Raw genomic sequence first — 20,727 nt, 5'->3', positions numbered from 1 at the left:
TATTAGTGCTTAATCTCAAAACTTCACCTGACTAGGGTTCAACGTTTAGATCCCCCTCGCATCCCCCTTAAAAAGGGGGACTTTAAACCATTCACCCTTAACTACATAAAATTCGGTTGATGGCGAATTAAATTGAGAAACTCTTCACGAGTTTTATGGTCATCTTGGAACACACCCACCATAGCGCTGGTTACTGTCCAGGAACCGGGTTTCTGTACCCCCCGCATAACCATACACATGTGAGTCGCTTCCATGACTATAGCCACTCCCTGGGGTTCTAAAATGGTTTGAATAGCTTCGGCGATCTGGCGGGTTAGGCGTTCCTGAACTTGTAGCCGCCGCGCATACATTTCCACGACACGCGCCAATTTACTGAGTCCCACGACTTTCTGGTTGGGAATATAAGCAACGTGTGCCCGTCCCATAAATGGCAGCATGTGGTGTTCACACAGGCTAAAGAAGTTAATATCCCGCACTAACACCATTTCATTGTGACCTTCATCAAAAATCGCCCCATTCACTAATTGTTCGAGGGACTGATTGTAGCCACCGGTCAAAAACTGTAGTGCTTCCGCGACTCGTTTTGGCGTTTTGAGTAACCCCTCGCGTTCAGGATCTTCGCCAACGCCTAAAAGTAACGTCCGCACTGCGTCCATCATGTCTTCGGTTGAGGTTTCCCCAGAAAGCCCCAGCTTAGGTTGCTGACCGTTATGGGTATTGCGATCGGGTCGGGGTTCAACTTGAGGGATGGACGTGTTAAGAGTCACGGGTGTCATAGACTCAGAGCGATTCACACCATTGGATGAAGCAATAGTCATAATTGGGTAGTATTGATAATTTTGACAAGGATGGATGGGAGGGTCAGATCGTGTCGTTCTAGAGAGTTCCGGCACTGGGCATCAGGGTCATCGAATCGATAACAGCCGTTTGGGGCATTAAGGCGGCGTGTAAAATAGATTGGGCAACGATTTCGGGGGTCAACATGGCTGACCGATTCAAGTCGGCTTTTACGGTGTCTGTATCCCAGATTGGCGTATTCACTGCCCCTAGAGATAAGGTCACAACCCGGATACCATGGGCACGTTCTTCAGCCGCTAGGGTTTTTCCTAGGGCAATCAACCCGGCTTTACTGACGTTGTAGGCTCCCCAACCCGGAAATGGCTGCAGACCCGCAATGGATGCCACGTTAATAATTGTGCCGTGTTGCTGCTGGCGCATGGTGGGTAAAACACCAAGAATGCATTGCCATACGCTGGTAAGATTGAGATCCAGTACGTGCTGCCAGTCCGCTAAGGGGGTTTCCATCAGCGTACCGGTATAGCCCATACCCGCATTGTTGACCAAAATATCCAGGGAGGCAAATTCCGCCGCGATCGCTTCGATCTTGGTCTTGACCTGATCGAGTTGATTTAGATCAAGGAGATAGGGTTGAGCCTTGACCCCAGCTTCTCGGACAGCCGTTGCTACTGCCTCTAATTTGTCTTGGGAACGACTGACTAATGCCAGATCAATTCCAGCTTGGGCAAAGGCTAAAGCTGTAGCTTTGCCAATACCACTACTCGCCCCTGTAATCAAGGCAAGTTTTTTAACGGAAGAAGTCATAAAATTTTCCAACTCAGATGCGGTAAAGGTTCCCTGGTTAACTCATAAGGGTATAAGGGGAGGAAAGAGTCCGCCAACATTCAAATTAAGCAACAGCGAATCATCGACAATGGGGTTGGTAAGGGGGCGAATGGAAACCCCTGTCATTTATGTATGGGGAGGAATTCGCCCCCTTACATAAACAGCAGTCTGACAGGACTTCCTTCCCCTAGCTGTCTTCTATGGGGTTCCTGACTTCTTGCGGCTACATTCTCACTAAAAAGCCCTGGATACACCAGTTTTCCTCTTTTTGATCTACATTCATTTATCCCCCATTGGGACAAGGAGACGACGGAGGACAGTTAATCCCGAATGGCTAATGTGAAACTTAGATCAAGCTAGGGTTGATTTGCCGATGGATTAACGTCCTGACGTTAAGTTGTGAATAATTGTTACAGAGCTGACTATTTGATTATACGACTATCTGGGTTTGATTGACAAAAGGGTAGAAATAAGGAAGGCAATCCAGTCCTTATTCCTTAAGTTGGATGCCAAATTTCCCTTAATTATTTTAACGCTCAAACCGTTTTCAGGCATGTAGCTCGGTAAAAACACCAATATGCCGAAACTTCTGATAGCGTAACTCCTGACGTTCCTTAGGGCTAAGCCGAGATAAGTCTTGCAAGTTCTGTAATAGGGCGGCTTTGAGCGTTGCTGCGGCTGTTAAGGGGTCACAATGAGCGCCGCCTAGGGGTTCAGGAACTAATTGATCTAAGATACCTAAATCCTTGAGATCCCAAGCCGTTATCCGCAGCGCAGCAGCGGCTTGGGGAGCTTTTGCCGCATCTTTCCAGAGAATGGCGGCACAGGCTTCTGGAGTCGCAACGGTATAAACGGCTTGTTCTAGCATTAAGATACGATCGCCCACCCCAATACCCAAAGCACCACCCGATCCGCCTTCGCCAATCACCGTACAGACAATCGGCACATCCAGACGGAACATTTCCCGAAGATTATACGCGATCGCTTCCCCCTGACCTAATTTTTCCGCATCAATACCTGCCCAAGCCCCTGGCGTATCAATAAACGTTAAAATCGGCATACCAAAGCGATTGGCATGTTCCATCAGCCGCATCGCCTTACGGTATCCACCGGGCGACGCCATGCCAAAGTTCCGCACCACATTGTCTTTGGTATCCCGCCCCTTTTGATGCCCTAACATTACCACCGGACGTCCCCCTAAACGCCCAATCCCACCGACTAGGGCTGGATCATCATAGCCGCCGCGATCGCCATGTAATTCCATCCATTCATCACTAATCGCCTGAATATAATCCAGAGTACTCGGACGCCGGGGGTGACGGGCTAACTGAAGCCGTTGGGCTGGAGATAAACTACTAAAAATTTCTTGACGCAGTTGTGCCGCCCGTGCTTCTAACTGACGAATTTGGTCAGAGACATCGACATTGTTTTCTTGTGCGAGTTCACGAATTTGGTTAATTCGGGTCTCTAATTCATAGAGGGGCTTTTCAAAGTCCAGCAGAAAAATCCGGTTTTCAGTTGCCATGGGTCAGTCGTTGTATCCTTATCCCTTAAAAGCTCAGCAGGGGTCTAAATCCATGTTTAATTGACACCTGTCCAATTTTTTCCATCTTTTCTACCGTAATCTGATTCCGTCCCCAGGAAAAGTTGGTATACCACTTTTCAAACTCTAACAGCATTGACTCGGCAAAGCAGGCAAATAGCTGGCGTCCTGGATCTTTCATTTCGACGATTTGCATAATTTTCCAGTCGATATCCAACGAATGCTCGACAATACCCCCATTGAGAACGTAAATGTCGGGATATTGCAGCTGGGTGGCTAAATTCTTGGGGTAACCCCCATCAATCAGCAGACAGGGCTTCTTTAATACTGAGGCATCAATTTCAATGCCCTTGGACATGCTCGCCACCCAGACAATAATATCCGCTTGGGGTAGCGCCTCCTCTAATCCCATAATTTTGCCGCGCCCTAATTGGTCTTGTAAGGCTTGCAATCGTTCCTGGTTACGGGCGCTTAAGAGAATCTCGGCAACATCTGTGCGGCTATTGAGCCAACGACAAACGGCACTGCCAATATCGCCCGTTGCCCCACAAACCGCCACGGTGGCTTTTGACAGGTCAATGCCCAGCTTTTTCGCCCCTTGTTCGACTTGGGCGCAAAGGATGTAAGCCGTGTGGGTGTTGCCCGTGGTAAAGCGCTCAAATTCTAGCTTGACATTGCGAACCTGGCTTTTCTCGTACAAGTGGAATTCTTCAAAAATAATTGACGAAAAGCCACCTAATGCTGTAATATCTATGCCATTTTTTTGGGCATGAGCCATGGCGTTGAGAACTTTACGGATGGCGGCTTTGATCCGGCGCGTGGCTAGCATCTCTGGCAGAAAACACGATTCCACATAGCGTCCTTCTATCGTCTCCCCTGTCAGGCTAGTCACCTTGATGGTGTCAACGATTTGGGGAGGGGCGCTGCACCAAAAATCTAACCCTTGGTCAGCATATTCTGGGTAGCCTAGATCTCTGGCGACGGCTTGGGCGTGTTGCAAACTGGTGAGGTGACCGATAAGACCAAACATTTACTGCTCGCTGGTAAGGCTGTTAATTAGGGGGAAATGGAAAATTGGAGTAAGGGTAAGAAATTGTTAAGGATATGTGACATCCTCCTACACCAAATCAGAGATTATGGTGTAGGCTTCCAACATCGCTGTTAGACATTGCTGCCCTGCGCCACTTATCTAGGGACAACGCCCCCGACAGCCCGACTTGACAGCCAATTTCTTTCCCCCAGAGTCCCTGGGTACTCAGTTGCTCATAGCCTCGGTTACAGATTTCCTGCGCTGAGGCTATATCTCTATCGAGATGGTATTTACATTCTGGGCAGCTATGCCACCTATCAGATAGTTCTTTCCTGACTTCAATGCGACAATTTGGACAAGTCTGAGATGTTCCTTTATGGTCAACTTCAGCGACGTAAACACCGCGTTGCTTCCCAACGTAATAAAGAATATCTCTAAATTGACCAAACCCCGCATCAACTGTATGTTTACCTAGAAACCCTTTTGCCATAGTTCGGAAATCGATATCCTCTAGAAAAATGGTTTCCGCCATGTCACACAGCTTGTGAGCCAATTTGTACTGATAGTCTTTTCGCTTGAATGCAATATGATTGTGCAACCGCTCTACTTTGCGTCTGGCTTTTTCATAGTTCTTGGAACGCTTCTCTTTTTTGGATAACCTGCGTTGTAGCACTAAGAGCCTACGGTGCATATCCTTGAAGAATTTACGTCCCGGTTCGACGAAACCATCACTGGTTGCTAAATAACTATTCAATCCAACGTCTACCCCAATGAAGTGACCATGTGGTACGGCATCAGGAATAAAAATGTCAGATTGAATGCTTATGAGTGCGAACCAACCTACCGCTTTTTTAATTACCCAAACCTGCTTAATGACAAAGCCAGACGCTCCTACGTCGCTACCGCTTGCGCTATCAGGGAGCGGACGATGCAGGTTGATTTGGACTTTTCCCAGCTTAGGTAATTTAATCTGCCATCCGGTTATCGGGTTCACCTTGAATTGAGGAAAAAGTATCGACTTTATCTGTCCATACTTTTTGAATCTTGGAAATCCATAACCTCGATTCCGGAAAAAGTCCCAAGCATCATGTAACCGTCTAATGGTTGTTTGTAATACCTGAGAAGGTACTGCTTTCAGCTTGGTGAAATTCTTTTTTGCCTTGGGTAAATTGTTTTGTTGCTGCTGGTATCCAGGAAAAGGATAATCAGCCCTCATTATGTATTCTGACTCTAGGCTACACCTATCTATTGGACATTTCCTTGAAGCAATCCAATCCTTTAGCTCCCTAAGTGCATAATTATAAACACCTCGACAAGTTTCGAGCCACTCGTCTAGAAATTCGACTTGTTTAGCGTCAGGATAAATTCTGTAGGTGTAGTTGAGATTCAACATATATCGATTCTAGTTTAGTCTACCGTAAATGCAAAATTATAGTAGAAGTGGATTCTGACTGCATTTGATTGATTGGGGGAGTGAAGGCATCCCACCGCGCTCATCAAAGATTACAGCGTGGGACTTATAGCTCCCCCAAACCCCCTCACAAGTTAAAAATATTATCAGGAAGATAGGGGAGATGGGGAACGATGAGGGAGCAAAGGTGCAGGGGAGGGTGTAGAGACGTAGCTACGTCTCTACATTCGACGATTACATCTAGGTTGAGCTAGACGGCTGTCAATCCGTAGGCAGACATCCGCATGATGTCACGGGTGGTAAAGCCGATATTGCTTAGGGCTTCACCGTAGGCGATCATGAAGTCTTCGACCAGAGCATCTTTTTCCATTCCCAGGATATGAGCATCGTTCTCAACTTGGTTAAGCATACGCCAAACCAGGGGCAGGTTTTGCTTATTGGCTTGTTCGAGTTCGGTTTTTGAGGCTTCAAAGTTCTGTTTGAGCCACTCTTCGCCAAAATTGAGGTGGGTGTACTCGTCTTTCACCACACCTTCGGTGATTTTTCGGGCAAAGGGATCAGCGACGGGAATGTAAATGTTATAGGCGGCGATCGCGAAGCATTCAATAATCAGCGATTGAATCAGCAAGCAGGTGACGATATTACCTGAGGCGGCGGCGGTTTGGAAGTTTTGGTGTAATTGGCTGAAATACTCCTTGGCAAATTCCATGTCCGGTGTGACACTCAAGTTGCGACCACAGGCTTGAAACCCCTTCTTATGGCGGTTTTCCATCTTAGCTAGACTGGTTAGCTCATCCTTTTGGTCGGGTAGCAGTTCAGCCAGTTGGATGTAATTCTCTTGAGCTTCTTGTTCCCCTTCGATCACGATCGCGTTGATGCGGCTATAGGCGTCCTTGTATGTTTCACTATTGAAATCTAGCTCTTGAGTGACTGTAAGCTGCTGCATCAGTAGATTTTCTCCTGTTTGCATGAGTAGAGGTGTTTCAAAAACGCTTTGAACCCAATTCTAGGCAATTGGCTCAAAGCCGCTATATAAAACTTAACCCATCAATGATATATGGTGAGAGGTATTGAGGAATAGTGCCTTAGACAGAAAATTCTCCCCTCCATCATCGGTATTCACTGATTAAAAGCATAGGATTAAACAAAGATAAATGTCTAAATGGCTACAGATTTTGTCCTGGGTCATGGGTCATTCGTCAGGGAACAGGGAACAGGGAAAAAGTTTTGACCCTTCACGACATTCTAGGGCATGGCGTGTAAGTGTGTAGGGACTCTTTTCACTGCTATCACTTTTCAACTCATACAGATGTGACTCGCGCCCACCCCCATCTTCCCCATCCGGGAATGCGGAAACGCTAGAATGTGGAGTCGAACAGTTATTCATCCCTCATTCATGTTTGATTGGGTCTGGTTATCTCGCGTCGCAGGGCTAGGATTAGTAGGAACCGCTGCCGGATCTACTTTATTCTTTGGTATATTAGGGCGAACTTTCCTCTCGCAGCCAAACAATCGTCACCCCAACTCAATAGCTGCGATCGCGCCTCTTAAGACTCAAGCTGTAACGCTACCCCCGCAACCGTTACCCTTGCTAACCTTACCCAATTCTACTTCCGCCTCTGAGGTATCCCAGAAGTCTGTTGCGGTTCTCTCGCGCCCGTTTGATCTCAAGCAAAGCCTCAGCACCTATCAGCCTCTGTTTTCCACACCAACCTCTCTAGGTATGGTGGCTATTGGGGTAGCTGAGGGGAATTATCGCCTGTTTACTGAAAAGGGCAATCTCTACGTCCAGCAAACTTCTTTCTACTTTGGACATACTGATCCGGGTAACTTATCCTGGGGAGATGTAGTCACCAACTATGGACCGTGTAGTGATCAAGGACGCAGTAAGGGCAATATTGCCTTAGCCGAACAACTGTGTTTAGAGCGATCGCGATCGCGACTACCCACTCATCTAGTCGATTTGAATGCGGCTGGTATCGACCCCGAACGGGATTTAGAGGCTTTACTCAATGTAGCTGATTTATACAATCAAGCGATGCCCATCCATTCTCGTCACTTTCCCCACGCCCTCGCCATCGCCAAAAAGGGTGGGTTAAGGGGAAGTGATGCTCTGGCTTGGGCAAGAACAGCATCATTTTATCTTAATGTCAATAACGAGTTAGATTTAGAAACGGGTTCCAATAAAGCCACAGGACTCTTAGGTATCTGTGCTAGAGAAAACCTCCCCATCACGGAATGGGAATGTGTTTACAAAGACCAAATGCGACGAGTCAAAGCCATTGCTTCAGTTGTTGAGAAGTATAGCCAAATCTATCAATCAAAAACGAATTAAGGAATTGTTACGAATTTCTTATCGGAAGGTGAGGATGTCAAGTGCACCCTAAGCGCCTGCTTGAGGTTTGAGGGGTAGCTCCACGGTAAAAGTGGCTCCCTTTCCCTCTCCAGCACTTTCGCACCACACGGTTCCCCCATGGAGTTCAACGAGGTGACGTACAATAGCGAGTCCTAATCCTAGTCCGCCATGGGAACGAGTTGTTGAGCCTTCAGCTTGGCGAAAGCGGTCAAAAATGTAAGGCGCAATGTCAATGGATACCCCTTGACCCGTGTCTTGTATCCGAATGCGTACCGCATTTTCCAACCATTCCAAATAAATCTTGACTTGTCCGTGAGTTGGGGTAAATTTAATCGCATTAGACAAAAGATTCCATACAATTTGCTGTAAGCGATCGCTATCCCCCTTGATCGCCCTCCGACTCGGTGCTAAAAATGAATCAATCCGAATACTTTTAGCGTCGGCTGCGGGTTGTAAGGTATCAATTGCTGCGTTGATAACTTGGTGTAAGTCAACGGGGATTATATTTAAGCGCAACTTACCCCGAATAATCCGCGACACATCCAGCAAGTCATCAATAAGCTGGGCTTGAGACTTAGCATTGCGTTCAATCACTTCTAACGCACGCTCTACTTTGTCGGGACTCAGTTGTCTTCTCCGCAAAAGTCCCGCCCACCCCAGCATCGCGTTCAGGGGTGTTCTCAGTTCATGGGATAGGGTGGCTAAAAATTCATCTTTCAGGCGATTCGCGGTTTCAGCTTCAGCGCGGGCGGCTTGTTCACTCTTGAGCAATACAGTCCGTTCTTCTTCCGCTTGTTTGCGCTGGGTGACATCTTCAATCGCACCCTCATAGTACATAATTTCACCCTGATCATTGCAGATAGCACGAGCATTGTAGCGTACCCAAATCATGGTATTATCACACCGAAACATCGGCATTTCCAAGTTTCGCACCACTCCTTCAGAGTCCATCTGATTTTGCCATAAGTGGTTGACTTGAGGATTAACTAGGTGCTTGGAGATATTTGTGTCAAGCAAGGCTTTTAGACTGGGATATCCCAACAGTTGCAACAGGGCTGGGTTGGCTTCAATAATTTCTCCTGTTGGTGTCATCCGATAAAGTCCGATGGGTACGCTTTCAAAGAGTTGTTGATATCGCTGTTGCACCTCTTTGAAGGCTTGACGTTGCTTTGCTCGCTCCAATGCTGCTCTTACGGCGGCGGCGAGACGAGTATAATGCTGAGGCGATTTAATAATATAATCGTCAAGTCCTGATTTCATCGCCTCGACAGCAACTTCTTCGTTTCCTGTGCCGGTAAACATCACCACAGGACAATCTGGATACCGTTCCTTGACTTTGTGCAGTACGTTTAAGCCATTGCTCCAACGCAAGCTATAATCAGTGACGACGAGATCAAATTGTCCCTCGGCTAATGCCTGTTCTACTTCGCTGATATCGGTAATCTCTTTAGGCTGTAATTGGTCAAACTCCTGCTCTAGCTTGCGTAGCGCTAGCATGCGATCGTCGGGGTTGTCGTCAATTAACAGAATTCTTACTGGATTGTCATTTCTCATTTGTCATTCGTCAGGGAACATAGAACAGGGAATAGAAAGTCAAAATTTATAATTTCTAAGTCAGACAAGGGGTTTTTCGTTAAAGATTAACCAATACAGATCAAGAGTACGAATCATTTCTAAAAAATCATGAAAGTTTACAGGTTTCACTAAATAAGAATTGGCTCCGATGTCATAAGCTTTATTAATATCTGGGGTTTCTCTGGATGCCGTCAACACCACAACTAATAGACGTTTTAACTGAGGTTGCTGTCGAATCCAAGCTAAAACTTCTAGACCGGATTTACGAGGCAGTTTTAAATCGAGTAAGATAAGAGCTGGAATAGGATAACGTTCTAGATCATTATAGGGTGCTTTGCCCTCTAGGTAATTGATTGCCTCCTCTCCATTCATGACAACTTGCAGTGAATGAGGTAGATTGAGGCGTCCAAATGCACGCTGAATTAGGAAAACATCATTATCATCATCTTCAACGAGTAAGATATCAGAAGGTTTACCACTCATAATTTGCTCCATAAAACTTACTCAAACTGATGTTTGATGTTTGGATGGGCGAAGCATTCGCGATGGAAGTTTAGCCGTAAAACCGAAAAATATGGGCGCGAATGCTTTGTGTCTACGAATGCGTGACTATTGGATGGGCGAAGCATTCGCGATGGAAGTTTAGCCGTAAAACCGAAAAATCCGGGCGCGAATGCTTCGCCCCTACACGGTTTGCGCCTCGATCCAAAATCGGCTTCCCTGATGGGGTGATGATTCAACTCCCGAACGTCCTCTTAGACGTTCCATGCCTTTACGGACAAGGGCTAAACCAATACCACTACCAGGATAAGTTTCACGACCGTGGAGGCGTTCAAATACCAGGAAAATCTTTTCTTGGTATTCTGGCTCAATGCCAATTCCATTATCCTCGAAATTGAGTCGTATCCACGTACAACCATTTACATCTTGTCGTTCCTCTGCCCACACCTGTATCTGAGGCTGCACCGTCTCTGGGACAAACTTGATCCCATTGACAATCAAATTTGATACAACTTGGATGAGTGTACCACGATGACCCCAAACTTCGGGCAAAGGTATTACCCCTTTCTGGGCTACGTTAATTTGGGCGTATGTGTTTTTGATAGTTTCTTGGAGTTGAAAGAGTACTTCTGTCACAATGGAATCTAAACTAATCGGCTTGAGGGGGAATTCCAGGCGCCCCAAGCGACTATATTCTAATAAGTCTTGGATCATGTTGTCCAAACGCTGGGCAGAGGTGATAATCCGCTGAGCATAGTCTAAACCGATTGAATTTAACTGGGAACCGCAATCTTCAACTAAGGCATTCGCAAACCCTTGCATGGCTCGTAACGGCGCTCTGAGATCGTGAGAAACTGTGTAGGAAAATGCTTCGAGTTCACCATTGATAGCTTGCAATTTTTGCGTTCGTTCGGTTATCCGTTCTTCTAGTTCAGTGGTGTAGCGTCGAAGCTGCTGTTGTAATCGGGATTGAGCGATCGCGATCGCGAGTTGATTGGTGACCTCTTGTACAATGGTTTTATGCTCCTCATTCAGGACATTTTCTCCACTGAATTCTAGGTTGAGTGTGCCAATTAATTCTTGCTTACTTCTGAGTAGAATAATCTGGAAAGATTCAGCGTTCTGTGAGAGTAAGGCTTGCACTATGGGTTGCAATAATGGCACAATCTCTAGCTGTGGGAGTTGATGGATTTTACCGTCAGCGAATTGGGTAAGCTTTGAGGTAAATGGTTCTAGAGCAATTGTTGTTCCGGCTGGGTTATCTACCTCACCGTCAGTCGCGAGGAGAAGGGCTTGCTGCGAGTCCCAATCAAACACCACAACACTCAGATGACGACGAGATAGCAAAGCGTTTAAACCCCTTAACGCCACTTGCGCGATCGCAGAGGGTGATTGCTCGGCGAGAATGGCTTTGTCAATGGTTTGTAAGGTTTGCAGGCGGTCAATCGTCTGTCGCAATTGAATTTCAAGTCGCTTGCGCTGGGTGATGTCAAACGTAAAGCCGAGAATTTGATCGATTTCACCGCGCTCATTTAACATCGGTACATATTTGATTACTGTGGTAAAGGGGTTAGTATTCGGTAATGTAATCGTGGCTTCTATTGTCTGCGGAGTTCGGGTTTCTACCACATGCTTGAGCGTCGGTAAATACGATTCAGTAATCTCCGGCGACCAGATTTCTTCATCAGTGTGTCCTAGATACTCCGCTAATGACTTTCCCGTGCGTTCAAGGGCTGTCGTATTCACAAAAATAAACCGTCGCTGATCATCATAGATGACGAACATATCTGGACTATGATTTACCGCTAGCCGGAAGCGCTGTTCACTCTGACGTAGGGCTTTTTCTGACTGTTTGTATTCGGTAATATTATGGTTAACTTCTAAAATTCCAAATGGATCTCCTTGGTGTTCTCGCTGCAATGTCCAACGACTCGCCACAGTAATGTTAGTCCCATCCCGTGTACTCTGTATCAACTCACCGGGCCAATATTCTTGATGCCATAATTGAGCCTTAATTTCGCTTAACGGCTGCGGAAAAATAGTGTGCAGCAATTGGTGGGCATTTTGCCCAACGGCTTCTTGATTACTCCAGCCATACAAGCGTTGCGCTCCCTGATTCCAATAGGTAATTTTTCCCTCTAGATCCAGCACCATAATCGCGTCATTGGCTAAATCTAATAGTTGTGCTTGTTGGCGAAGCTTTTCTAGGACTAATTTCTGGGCTGTAACATCCGTCTGCACTCCCAGAAAGTGAGTTAATTTTCCCTGGGAATTTCGCACGGGTGAGATATAGAGATTGTTCCAGAATAAAGAACCATCTTTACGATAGTTCCGCAAGGTGATTTTACACTCTCTTTGCGTCGCAATCGCCTGTCGTAATTCATCCAATCCAGTTTGATTTGAGTCATCTCGGTGCAAAAAGCGACAGTTACAACCGAGTGTTTCTGAGGCGCTGTAACCGGAGAGTCGTTCAAATCCAGAATTGACAAAAATAATTGGGTTATCCGGTTGATAGGGATCACTAATTAAAATCCCGTTGCTACTGGCATTAACCGCACTCTCTAGTATCCGCAATCGTTCCCCTTGCTGACAACGATCAATCGCTGCACTGAGAATATTCGCGATCGCTTGTAAAAAGTTAATATCATCTTGGCTAAACTGGCGGTAAACTGTGCTATGAACACCCAAAATTCCAAAGGGTTGATTCTCTGGATTAGACATGGTGTCCCAATGTTTCAGTTTCTCTAGTCTCGCTGAGGAAAGTCCGGGGATAATCACACTCATCCCACTGACAACTCTATGATCGCGTAATAGAGGTGGACCCGAAAATCGTGATTCCGTCCGCAAATCTTCGACAATGACTGGTTTTTGGGAGACGAGAGTATAGCCTGCTTGGGAATTAATTCCCGTATCTACAGTCGCTTTACCGACTAAACCAACCTGCCAACCTACACCCGCCCGCAACAACAATGCTTTGCCATCGGGAAGTAATTCCAGGACTTTGGTGTAGTCTACGTTGAGCGTTTTCGCTAACAAATTGACCGCACAATTCATCAAAGAGTCAATGTTAATCCCTCTTAAGGCATATTGACTAAACCGCACAATTGTAGTTTGCTGAGCAATCCGGGCTTGGAGTGTGGCGATCAGTTGTAATTTCTGGGAAATAGGGACAGGTTGAGTCGTTTGTGGCAAAGAAGATTGGGGCTGTAACTTAGACGCTAAGGCAGCACAGACGGCTGTCACCAGTTTTGGATAATGGGACGGCGATTTAATAATATAGTCATCTAAACCCGCCTTCATTGCCACTACAGCAAGTTCTACACTGTCTTGACTGGTAAACATGATAAATGAACAAGCAGGTTGCAGGCGTTTAACCTGTTTCAAGACAGCTATACCCGTTGTCCAAGGGAGTTCATAGTCCGCGATCGCAATATCAAAATGATCCTCTAAAAGTACCTGATTTAGGTCTTTAGAGTTAGTTGGCTGTGCGACGCGCAGTGCGGAAAACTCTCGCTGTAATTGACGAATGATTAAGGCTCGTTCATCTGGGTCCTCGTCAATGAGGAGCAGATGCACAGGAGTGTTAATCACAATTTGTCACTTTGGAAGGATGTTCTACTCAGAATATCTCATTATTACCTATCCCATCTCTGACTTATGGAAGAAGTTGGAGATATAGCAACCGCCATAGCTGTTAGGACACATCATTTATGTAGAGACGTTGCATGGAACGCCTCTATGGTGCCTTTGTCCTAATCGATGTGTCTACTGCTATATAAACGTTCGGGATAACCCCAAACCCAAACACCCCACTACGAGTAAGCCAAGTAGAACAGACGATTCAGGAACTAGGGAACAGAGGTTCATATCATCGGATTTGGCATGATCTATCCCCAGTAGGAGAATTCCTCTGAAATCTTTGGATAAACTGCACAGCAGACGAGTACCGCTACCAACGCAAGTCAAAATTTCTAACTTGAATTTATAAAATATGACAATAACTACTTCAACAGCCAAAGCCTCTTTATCTCAACCGGAAATTCCTGTTGCTCAAGTGCGTCAAAATCAGGGCGGCGAACTCGACGCGATCGCCAAGTATCGCCGTGCGGCTAATTACCTAGCAGCGACTCAAATTTATCTCAAAGATAACGTTCTCTTACGCGAACCCTTAAAACCTGAACACATTAAAGATCGTTTACTCGGTCACTGGGGGACTTGTCCCGGTATTAATCTAGTCTATGCCCATCTCAACCGACTGATCCGGCGTTACGATGCCAACATGTTTCTGGTGACAGGACCCGGACATGGTGCGCCCGCAAACCTTGCCAATCTTTACCTAGAAGGGTCTTTAGGAGATTATTATCCTAACCTTACCTTCGATGAAGCTGGAGTGTATCAGCTAGTCAAGCAATTTTCTTGGCCCCGCGGCTTTCCGTCTCACCTGTATCCGGGGATTCCGGGCACCATTCACGAAGGGGGTGAACTAGGCTACGCCTTGGCGACAGCGTTTGGGGCGGTGATGGATAACCCCGATCTAGTGGTTGCTTGTATCGTTGGCGATGGCGAGTCAGAAACCGGACCCACGGCTACAGCATGGCATGGAACAAAATTCATTGATCCGGCTGAATCCGGGGCAGTTTTGCCGATTTTGCACTTGAATGGCTATAAAATCGCCAGCCCGTCTATTTTTGGCACAATGAGTGATGAAGAATTGCTGCATCTGTTTACCGGGTACGGTTACCAAGTGCGGATTGTCGAAGATGCGGACTTGGATGCCGATATGTATGCTTCAATGGATTGGGCATATCAGGAAATCTGTCGGATTCAACAAGCCGCCCGTTCGGGGAACCGCCTCAGCAAACCCCGTTGGCCCCTAATCATCTTGCGATCGCTAAAAGGATGGACGGGGATTAAAGAAGCCGACGGTGTACCGATTGAAGGGAATTTCCGTTCTCACCAAGTTCCCCTCAAAGAGGTGAAGAGTAATCCCGAACATCTAGAACTGCTCGAAAATTGGTTCCGTTCCTACCATCCTGAGGAACTCTTTGACGAAAAAGGACAACCCTTACCCGACATTTTAGACCAATGTCCTCAAGGGGAACGACGCATGGGCAGCAATCCCCATACCTTCGGTGGGCGTGTGCGTCAACCCTTGGATTTACCGAATATTTTTAACTACGCTGTTCCCGTAGAACACCCAGAAGCAAAAGAAGGGTGTAAACAGGGTGAGAGTAGCATTAGCAATACTTATGAGGCGGGAAAATACCTGCGGGATGTGATTCAGCAAAACCCCAACAACTTCCGTATTTTCTGCCCCGACGAACTCGAATCCAACCGTCTTCACAAAGTCCTTGACGTTACCCAGCGGAACTATCAGTGGCCCACTGGACCCTTTGATGGCGAGATTGGACCGGATGGGGGACGAATTATCGAGGTGCTGAGTGAACATACCTGTCAGGCTTTTTTACAAGGCTATCTCCTCACCGGGCGACATGGTTTATTCCCCTCCTACGAGGCATTTTTGGGCATTATCACCACGATGATGGATCAATATGCCAAGTTCTTAAAATATTCCCAAGAATTCTCGTGGCGTCCGCCTGTATCGTCTCTGAATTACTTAGAAACCTCAACCCTGTGGCGACAGGAACATAATGGTTTTTCTCACCAAAATCCTGGCTTTATTAATAGTGTTTTGGATCAGCAAGCCGACTATGCCCGGGTTTATTTACCCCCAGATGCGAACTGTTTACTCAGTACGATTGACCACTGCTTGGAGAGTACAGGCTATGTCAATTTAGTTATTTCCAACAAAAACCCTCTACCCCAATGGTTGTCCATGGAGGAGGCGATCTCACATTGTCGGGCAGGCGGTTCAGTTTGGCAATGGGCGAGTACCGATGATGGGGTTAATCCGGATGTGGTACTGGTGGGAATTGGTGATTGTCCCACGTTAGAAGTTATGGCAGCCGAGCAAATCCTGAGACAAGAATTACCGGAGTTACGGGTGCGAGTGGTTAACGTGACGGACTTATTAATTCTTGAACAAAATTCCACTCATCCTCACGGGTTAGACGATGAAATGTTTACTGCGTTATTTACCCCCGATAAACCTGTTATTATCAATTTCCACGGTTATCCTTCGCTGATTAAGCAATTGTTATTTGGGCGTCCAACTATTGAGCGATTCCAGATTAATGGGTATCAGGAAGAAGGGACAACCACCACACCCTTTGATATGCAAGTCCGCAATGGTACGAGTCGTTATCACTTAGTTATGCAAGCGATTCGCTTAGCCGCACGACAAAATCCTTACGTTTCAGCACAGGCAAATAACCGAGTTCGTCATTATGAATATGTGCTAGCTGCTCACGGGCAGTATATCGTTGAGAATGGCGAAGATCCTGAAGAGATTACCAATTGGCAGTGGTGTTAATTTTTCAGGGAACAGTTCTGTAGGGGCGGGTTTGACTATTATCCTTTTTTGTGACCCAGATGCTATTAAACCCGCCCCAATTGTTCCAGACGTAGTGTGCTACGTCTGGAACACCTCCATTCTTTTGTTATCAGAATCAGGGATGAAAATTTTAGTATTAAATGCGGGTTCTAGTACTCAAAAAAGTTGTTTGTATGAGATTGGTGAATCTTTGCCAAATTCTCCACCAGAACCAATATGGGAAGGCAAAATTGATTGGAATGAAAAGTCAGACACGGAGCTATTAAAGGTTAAGAATTGTAACGGAAAATCCCTGGAGGAACGCCTACCCACCGATGACCGAATTAAGGCGATTTCTCAAATGTTGAATACACTCTGGCGCGGTCAAACGCAAGTTATTTCCCAACTAAGTGACATTGATGTGGTAGGACATCGGGTGGTTCATGGCGGCGATAAATACCGTCAACCAACATTTATTAACGCTGAAGTGAAAGATGCGATCGCGTCTCTATCTCCTCTGGCTCCATCCCACAACCCAGCGAATCTAGAAGGAATTGAGGCGATAGAGAATATTTTACCAGATATGCCCCAAGTGGCTGTATTTGATACTTCATTTCATGCTCAAATTCCCTTACCCGCCGCTATTTATCCAGGTCCTCAGGAATGGCTGGATCAAGGAATACGTCGTTATGGTTTTCATGGTATAAGTCATCAATACTGTCTGGAACGAGTTGCTCAGTTGTTGGCAAAAGACGCTAAATCGTTACGAGTAATTACCTGTCATTTAGGTAATGGGTGTTCCTTAGCCGCAATCCGGGATGGGATTAGTATCAATACAACCATGGGTTATACACCTTTAGAGGGGTTAATGATGGGTTCTCGTTCGGGTTCAATTGACCCTTCTATTCTGATTCAACTGATGCGACAGGGGTATAATGCGGATCAATTAGAGCATCTGCTGAACAAAGAATCGGGATTAAAAGGATTATCGGGAGTGAGTAGTGATATGCGCCAAATCAATGACGCGATCGCGGCGGGTAATCAGCAAGCTAAACTCGCTCTAGATGTCTATATACACCGCTTACGCTTCTATTTAGGGGCAATGTTAACCTCCTTGGGTGGATTAGATGTATTGGTATTTACCGGCGGGGTTGGCGAACATCAAGCCTCTTTGAGATCTGCTGCATCTGACACCCTAGTATTTCTGGGGCTCAAAATTGACTCAGACAAGAATGAAACCAATCCCGTAGATGCGGATATTTCCACAGAGGATTCAAGCGTGCGCGTTTTCGTGATTCATACCCAAGAAGACTGGGCGATCGCGCAATCCTGTTGGAACATGGTGAGGGAGTCGGCTAAGTCGTGAAAATCTGTAGGGGCGGGTTTAGATCTTTAATCACTTCAGGCATAGGTTTAGGCGTAAGGGAAAAGACTTCCTTTAAACTGTTGAGCTTTTTACCTCTAGTAACGTCACTCACCACATCAACTGTTCTATTATCACTTGTGTAATCTTACTGAGCCTGCTCCAACCAATCCACTAAATTCGCCACCTCCGAAAAATCCAATAGCGCTTCTGCTAACGCTTCCAACTGTACGATGGGTAATCTTCTTACTCGCTCAATCAATACTGGCTCAACCTCACCCAACCGCCGCTTAAGCTGACGGACAATCAAATTCACCTCTCCTGCTCGTGGCTGCTGCTGATCTAACCAATCTACTAGATCTCTAACTTCAGAAAAATCCAATAGCGCTACCCCTAACGCCTCTAGCTGTTCGGGAGCTAACTCGCTAACCCGCTCAATTAATGCTGGTTCAACCTTACCCAGTCGCCGCTCAATCAAACGCCTAATCAAGCTAAATATACCTTGTTGCAGAATATCTTGATAAATCACAGATCCACGCATCATATCCTCCCGCAAAAACCGACGAATTAAATCTTTTTCAAACCGCAACCCCGCGAGAATTTCTGTACAACCAGAAATATTTTGTCGCTGCTCCCTATTAGGAATTCTAGCGACTTGTTCCGCTACCTGCGCCAACAATCCTTGAGGCTCCTCTGTTCGCGCCAATGTCGCCAAAGGTAACAGTGTTGGATTAGCTAGAAATGGTGCTGGTTCTTGTTCCCACAAGCGAACCACTCGATAGCGGTGAATCGTTGTCTCGTCTCGATATTCCTCAGTAAAAGCCACTTCATTGGTTGTCTCCTGTAAAAAGATAACCACCTGTACCACAGCACAACGATATTGTCGCTTCAACCTTACCGAGTAATCCAGCATCCGAAACGGAATCGGTTGGTTAGAGTAGGGTAGCGTTTGAAACTCAATATGCAAGATTTGATTAGCGATTCGCAGGAAGCTTACAGCATCTGCACGAATAGGCTCTAAAGTCAACTCGGTTTTGAGTACCTCAACCTCACCTGATTTAATGGCAAGTAGCCAGTCGGCAAATGCGACTGGATATTGTTCTGCCAGATACTTACATACATTGTCGTAACTCAACCTGTTGCTTTTCTCCTCACTCCAGCACAATTATGGTTGCTTGAAAAAAGCAATTATACTCCCTTGTGCTTACCGTAACTGCTCAAACCAACCCACTAAATCTGACACGCCCGAAAAATCCAATAGCGCTTCTGCTAAGGCTTCCAACTGCGCGATCGATAATCCCCGAATCCGCTCCATTAACGAGGGTTCCACTTCACCCAACCGTCGCTTGAGCTGACGTGTAATCAAAGCCACCTGTCCTTCTCGTCGCTGTTCCTGCTCCAACCAAACCTCTACATCTGCCATTTCTGACCGATTAAAAAGTACCTCCACTAACGCTTCTAATTGCTCAACCGATAATCCTTGAACCCGCTCAATCAACGATGAATTAATCTCACCAAAACGTAAATAGAGTAAGCGCCTCACCAAAGACAGTGCTTCTTGTTTTCTAGACTGTTCCCAAATATCTTGATAAATCACAGAGTCACGCATCATATCCTCCCGCAAAAATCGACGAATTAAATCTTTATCAAACCTTAACCCCGCAAGAATTTCCGTACAACCGGAAAAAGAGTTCCCTACCCCTCCACAAGACTCCCTGCAGCAGACTCTACTTACCCCACCGCCAGAGGATTTAACCAGCGTATAATCTCTAATTTCAGTCGATTTAAGTCCCGATAAACGCCTTGCTTCATCCATTGACCGATCGCATCAAAGGGAGTAAATGCATCTCCCGTTTTCCAGTTGACATCTTGTCCCAAGGGTGTTAAGTGATTTCCCGGTAACATTTGCAGCACCACCATATTAGGAAATCGCTGTTGCAGAACAGGTGATAGGATTGCGGTTTGGTCTATCTCGTCATTGACAAATTTAATCAGTAAATTGCGGCGGACGGCGTATTGCTGGGCAATCAGTTCGTTGGTTTGTTGGGGTGAGGGGGTAAATTCAACGTCAAAGGCTGGCTTGATATTCAACTGCTTGAGGAACGTCAACTGATCCAGCACGTTGAACTGTTCCAGAAATGGGATCGCCTGTTTCGCGGGGTAGTTGTTGAAAGAAATCAAAATATTACCCGCCCGTTCCACAGAATACAGACTGCCAATCAGCAGATGCAGTTTACAACCCATGCTATGTCCGACACCGTAGATGGGTAAATACTGTTTCTTGAGTAGTCTTGTGGCTTTGAGGCGATCTAGGGTAGTCTCAAAACGGTTGAGGACTTCCCGGGCGATCGCAACGTGATCTAAGGTATTGATAAACGGCGTAGCTACAACCAGGTAACCCTGACGCCCTAATTGCTCAAGTAGCCAACGGTAGGTGACTTGGGGCGCAGCCGCAATAAATGCCCCACCCAAAAAATGCACGATACCAATGGGACGGGAAGGAATTAAAACCCAGCTACCAGATAGTTCTTGCCAGTCCATAGGAAGAGAGGGAAGTTTATATATCTTTATATCTTGACATTCTTCCGGCTGAGTGGCGTTACTTATACCGCTTCTAAAAACCTAGACAAACCTACCCATAAGTAATTCTGCCTTGGTATAAGTCCACGGTGTAACTTTTGGTCGATAACCGTTAACGCTTACGCTTGGCTGATACCCGGCGTTGTTGCTCGATATCAGCCTTAACCAACAGCTCCCAGTTAGAGACACTATAGTAATCGTGTCTACGATTGACTACAGGGCATCGACCAATAAAATTATTAAATTGATATAGAGCGCTCCATACGTGCTTTCTCGGATTCACTCCGAGATAGGCGGACACAGAGCGCGGCA

Annotated in this window: 14 protein-coding genes and 3 pseudogenes; 3 read left to right on the top strand and 14 right to left on the bottom strand. The window is 46.2% G+C overall.

All coding sequences use genetic code 11. The features are described 5' to 3' along the window. Nucleotides 1–101 precede the first annotated feature (101 nt). The 6 genes from folE to RID09_RS07590 form a co-directional block, all read right to left on the bottom strand. Entirely contained in the window at nucleotides 102–818 is a 717-nt protein-coding gene (gene folE / locus RID09_RS07615; protein ID WP_446335344.1) for a GTP cyclohydrolase I FolE, read from the bottom strand. A gap of 58 nt (nucleotides 819–876) precedes the next feature. Further along, the gene (locus tag RID09_RS07610) at nucleotides 877–1,602 is read right to left on the bottom strand and encodes an SDR family oxidoreductase (protein WP_446335343.1); all 726 of its coding nucleotides are present in this window, start codon (nucleotides 1,600–1,602) and stop codon (nucleotides 877–879) included. Between the two features lie 568 nt (nucleotides 1,603–2,170). Further along, the gene (accA, locus tag RID09_RS07605) at nucleotides 2,171–3,148 is read right to left on the bottom strand and encodes an acetyl-CoA carboxylase carboxyl transferase subunit alpha (protein ID WP_446335342.1); all 978 of its coding nucleotides are present in this window, start codon (nucleotides 3,146–3,148) and stop codon (nucleotides 2,171–2,173) included. A 25-nt stretch (nucleotides 3,149–3,173) separates the two neighbouring features. After that, entirely contained in the window at nucleotides 3,174–4,196 is a 1,023-nt protein-coding gene (locus RID09_RS07600) for a long-chain acyl-[acyl-carrier-protein] reductase (RefSeq protein WP_446335341.1), read from the bottom strand. 97 nt (nucleotides 4,197–4,293) lie between these two features. Further along, on the bottom strand, nucleotides 4,294–5,589 hold the full coding sequence (locus RID09_RS07595) for an RNA-guided endonuclease InsQ/TnpB family protein (protein WP_446335340.1): 1,296 nt from the start codon (nucleotides 5,587–5,589) through the stop codon (nucleotides 4,294–4,296). Between the two features lie 268 nt (nucleotides 5,590–5,857). After that, nucleotides 5,858–6,553: an aldehyde oxygenase (deformylating) gene (locus RID09_RS07590; RefSeq protein ID WP_446335437.1), complete on the bottom strand. Its 696-nt coding sequence runs from the start codon at nucleotides 6,551–6,553 to the stop codon at nucleotides 5,858–5,860. A gap of 450 nt (nucleotides 6,554–7,003) precedes the next feature. Between RID09_RS07590 and RID09_RS07585 the strand changes: the two genes are divergently transcribed. Then, on the top strand, nucleotides 7,004–7,942 hold the full coding sequence (locus tag RID09_RS07585; protein WP_446335339.1) for a hypothetical protein: 939 nt from the start codon (nucleotides 7,004–7,006) through the stop codon (nucleotides 7,940–7,942). Nucleotides 7,943–7,990: 48 nt separating this feature from the next. Here RID09_RS07585 and RID09_RS07580 read toward each other — a convergent pair whose 3' ends face one another. From RID09_RS07580 to RID09_RS07570, 3 genes are all read right to left on the bottom strand, one after another. Next, nucleotides 7,991–9,517: an ATP-binding protein gene (locus tag RID09_RS07580; protein WP_446335338.1), complete on the bottom strand. Its 1,527-nt coding sequence runs from the start codon at nucleotides 9,515–9,517 to the stop codon at nucleotides 7,991–7,993. A gap of 60 nt (nucleotides 9,518–9,577) precedes the next feature. Then, the gene (locus tag RID09_RS07575) at nucleotides 9,578–10,033 is read right to left on the bottom strand and encodes a response regulator (protein WP_446335337.1); all 456 of its coding nucleotides are present in this window, start codon (nucleotides 10,031–10,033) and stop codon (nucleotides 9,578–9,580) included. 189 nt (nucleotides 10,034–10,222) lie between these two features. After that, entirely contained in the window at nucleotides 10,223–13,630 is a 3,408-nt protein-coding gene (locus RID09_RS07570; protein ID WP_446335336.1) for a PAS domain S-box protein, read from the bottom strand. A 400-nt stretch (nucleotides 13,631–14,030) separates the two neighbouring features. On the opposite strand from RID09_RS07570, the gene RID09_RS07565 reads away from it, so the two are divergent. Both RID09_RS07565 and RID09_RS07560 read left to right on the top strand, forming a co-directional pair. Next, nucleotides 14,031–16,472 (top strand): phosphoketolase family protein, encoded by a 2,442-nt coding sequence (locus RID09_RS07565; RefSeq protein WP_446335335.1) that lies wholly within the window; start codon nucleotides 14,031–14,033, stop codon nucleotides 16,470–16,472. 142 nt (nucleotides 16,473–16,614) lie between these two features. Continuing rightward, the gene (locus RID09_RS07560) at nucleotides 16,615–17,838 is read left to right on the top strand and encodes an acetate kinase (protein ID WP_446335334.1); all 1,224 of its coding nucleotides are present in this window, start codon (nucleotides 16,615–16,617) and stop codon (nucleotides 17,836–17,838) included. A gap of 145 nt (nucleotides 17,839–17,983) precedes the next feature. Here RID09_RS07560 and RID09_RS07555 read toward each other — a convergent pair. The 5 genes and pseudogenes from RID09_RS07555 to RID09_RS07535 form a co-directional block, all read right to left on the bottom strand. Further along, nucleotides 17,984–18,160: pseudogene (locus tag RID09_RS07555) on the bottom strand (DUF4351 domain-containing protein); the annotation flags it as partial. 9 nt (nucleotides 18,161–18,169) lie between these two features. Beyond that, nucleotides 18,170–18,970: pseudogene (locus tag RID09_RS07550) on the bottom strand (Rpn family recombination-promoting nuclease/putative transposase); the annotation flags it as partial. A gap of 69 nt (nucleotides 18,971–19,039) precedes the next feature. Next, a complete protein-coding gene (locus RID09_RS07545; RefSeq protein WP_446335333.1) occupies nucleotides 19,040–19,447 on the bottom strand; it encodes a DUF4351 domain-containing protein in 408 nt (135 codons plus the stop codon). A gap of 119 nt (nucleotides 19,448–19,566) precedes the next feature. Further along, a complete protein-coding gene (locus RID09_RS07540) occupies nucleotides 19,567–20,376 on the bottom strand; it encodes a DUF1350 family protein (RefSeq protein WP_446335332.1) in 810 nt (269 codons plus the stop codon). A gap of 151 nt (nucleotides 20,377–20,527) precedes the next feature. Beyond that, a pseudogene (locus RID09_RS07535) lies at nucleotides 20,528–20,727 on the bottom strand (hypothetical protein); the annotation flags it as partial.

It is taken from the genome of Coleofasciculus sp. G1-WW12-02 (assembly GCF_040219735.1).
In the GTDB taxonomy this organism is placed as follows: Bacteria; Cyanobacteriota; Cyanobacteriia; order Cyanobacteriales; family Coleofasciculaceae; genus Coleofasciculus.
The sequence above is the reverse complement of the archived record's forward strand: the minus strand, read 5'-3'. Positions and strand labels throughout refer to the sequence as shown.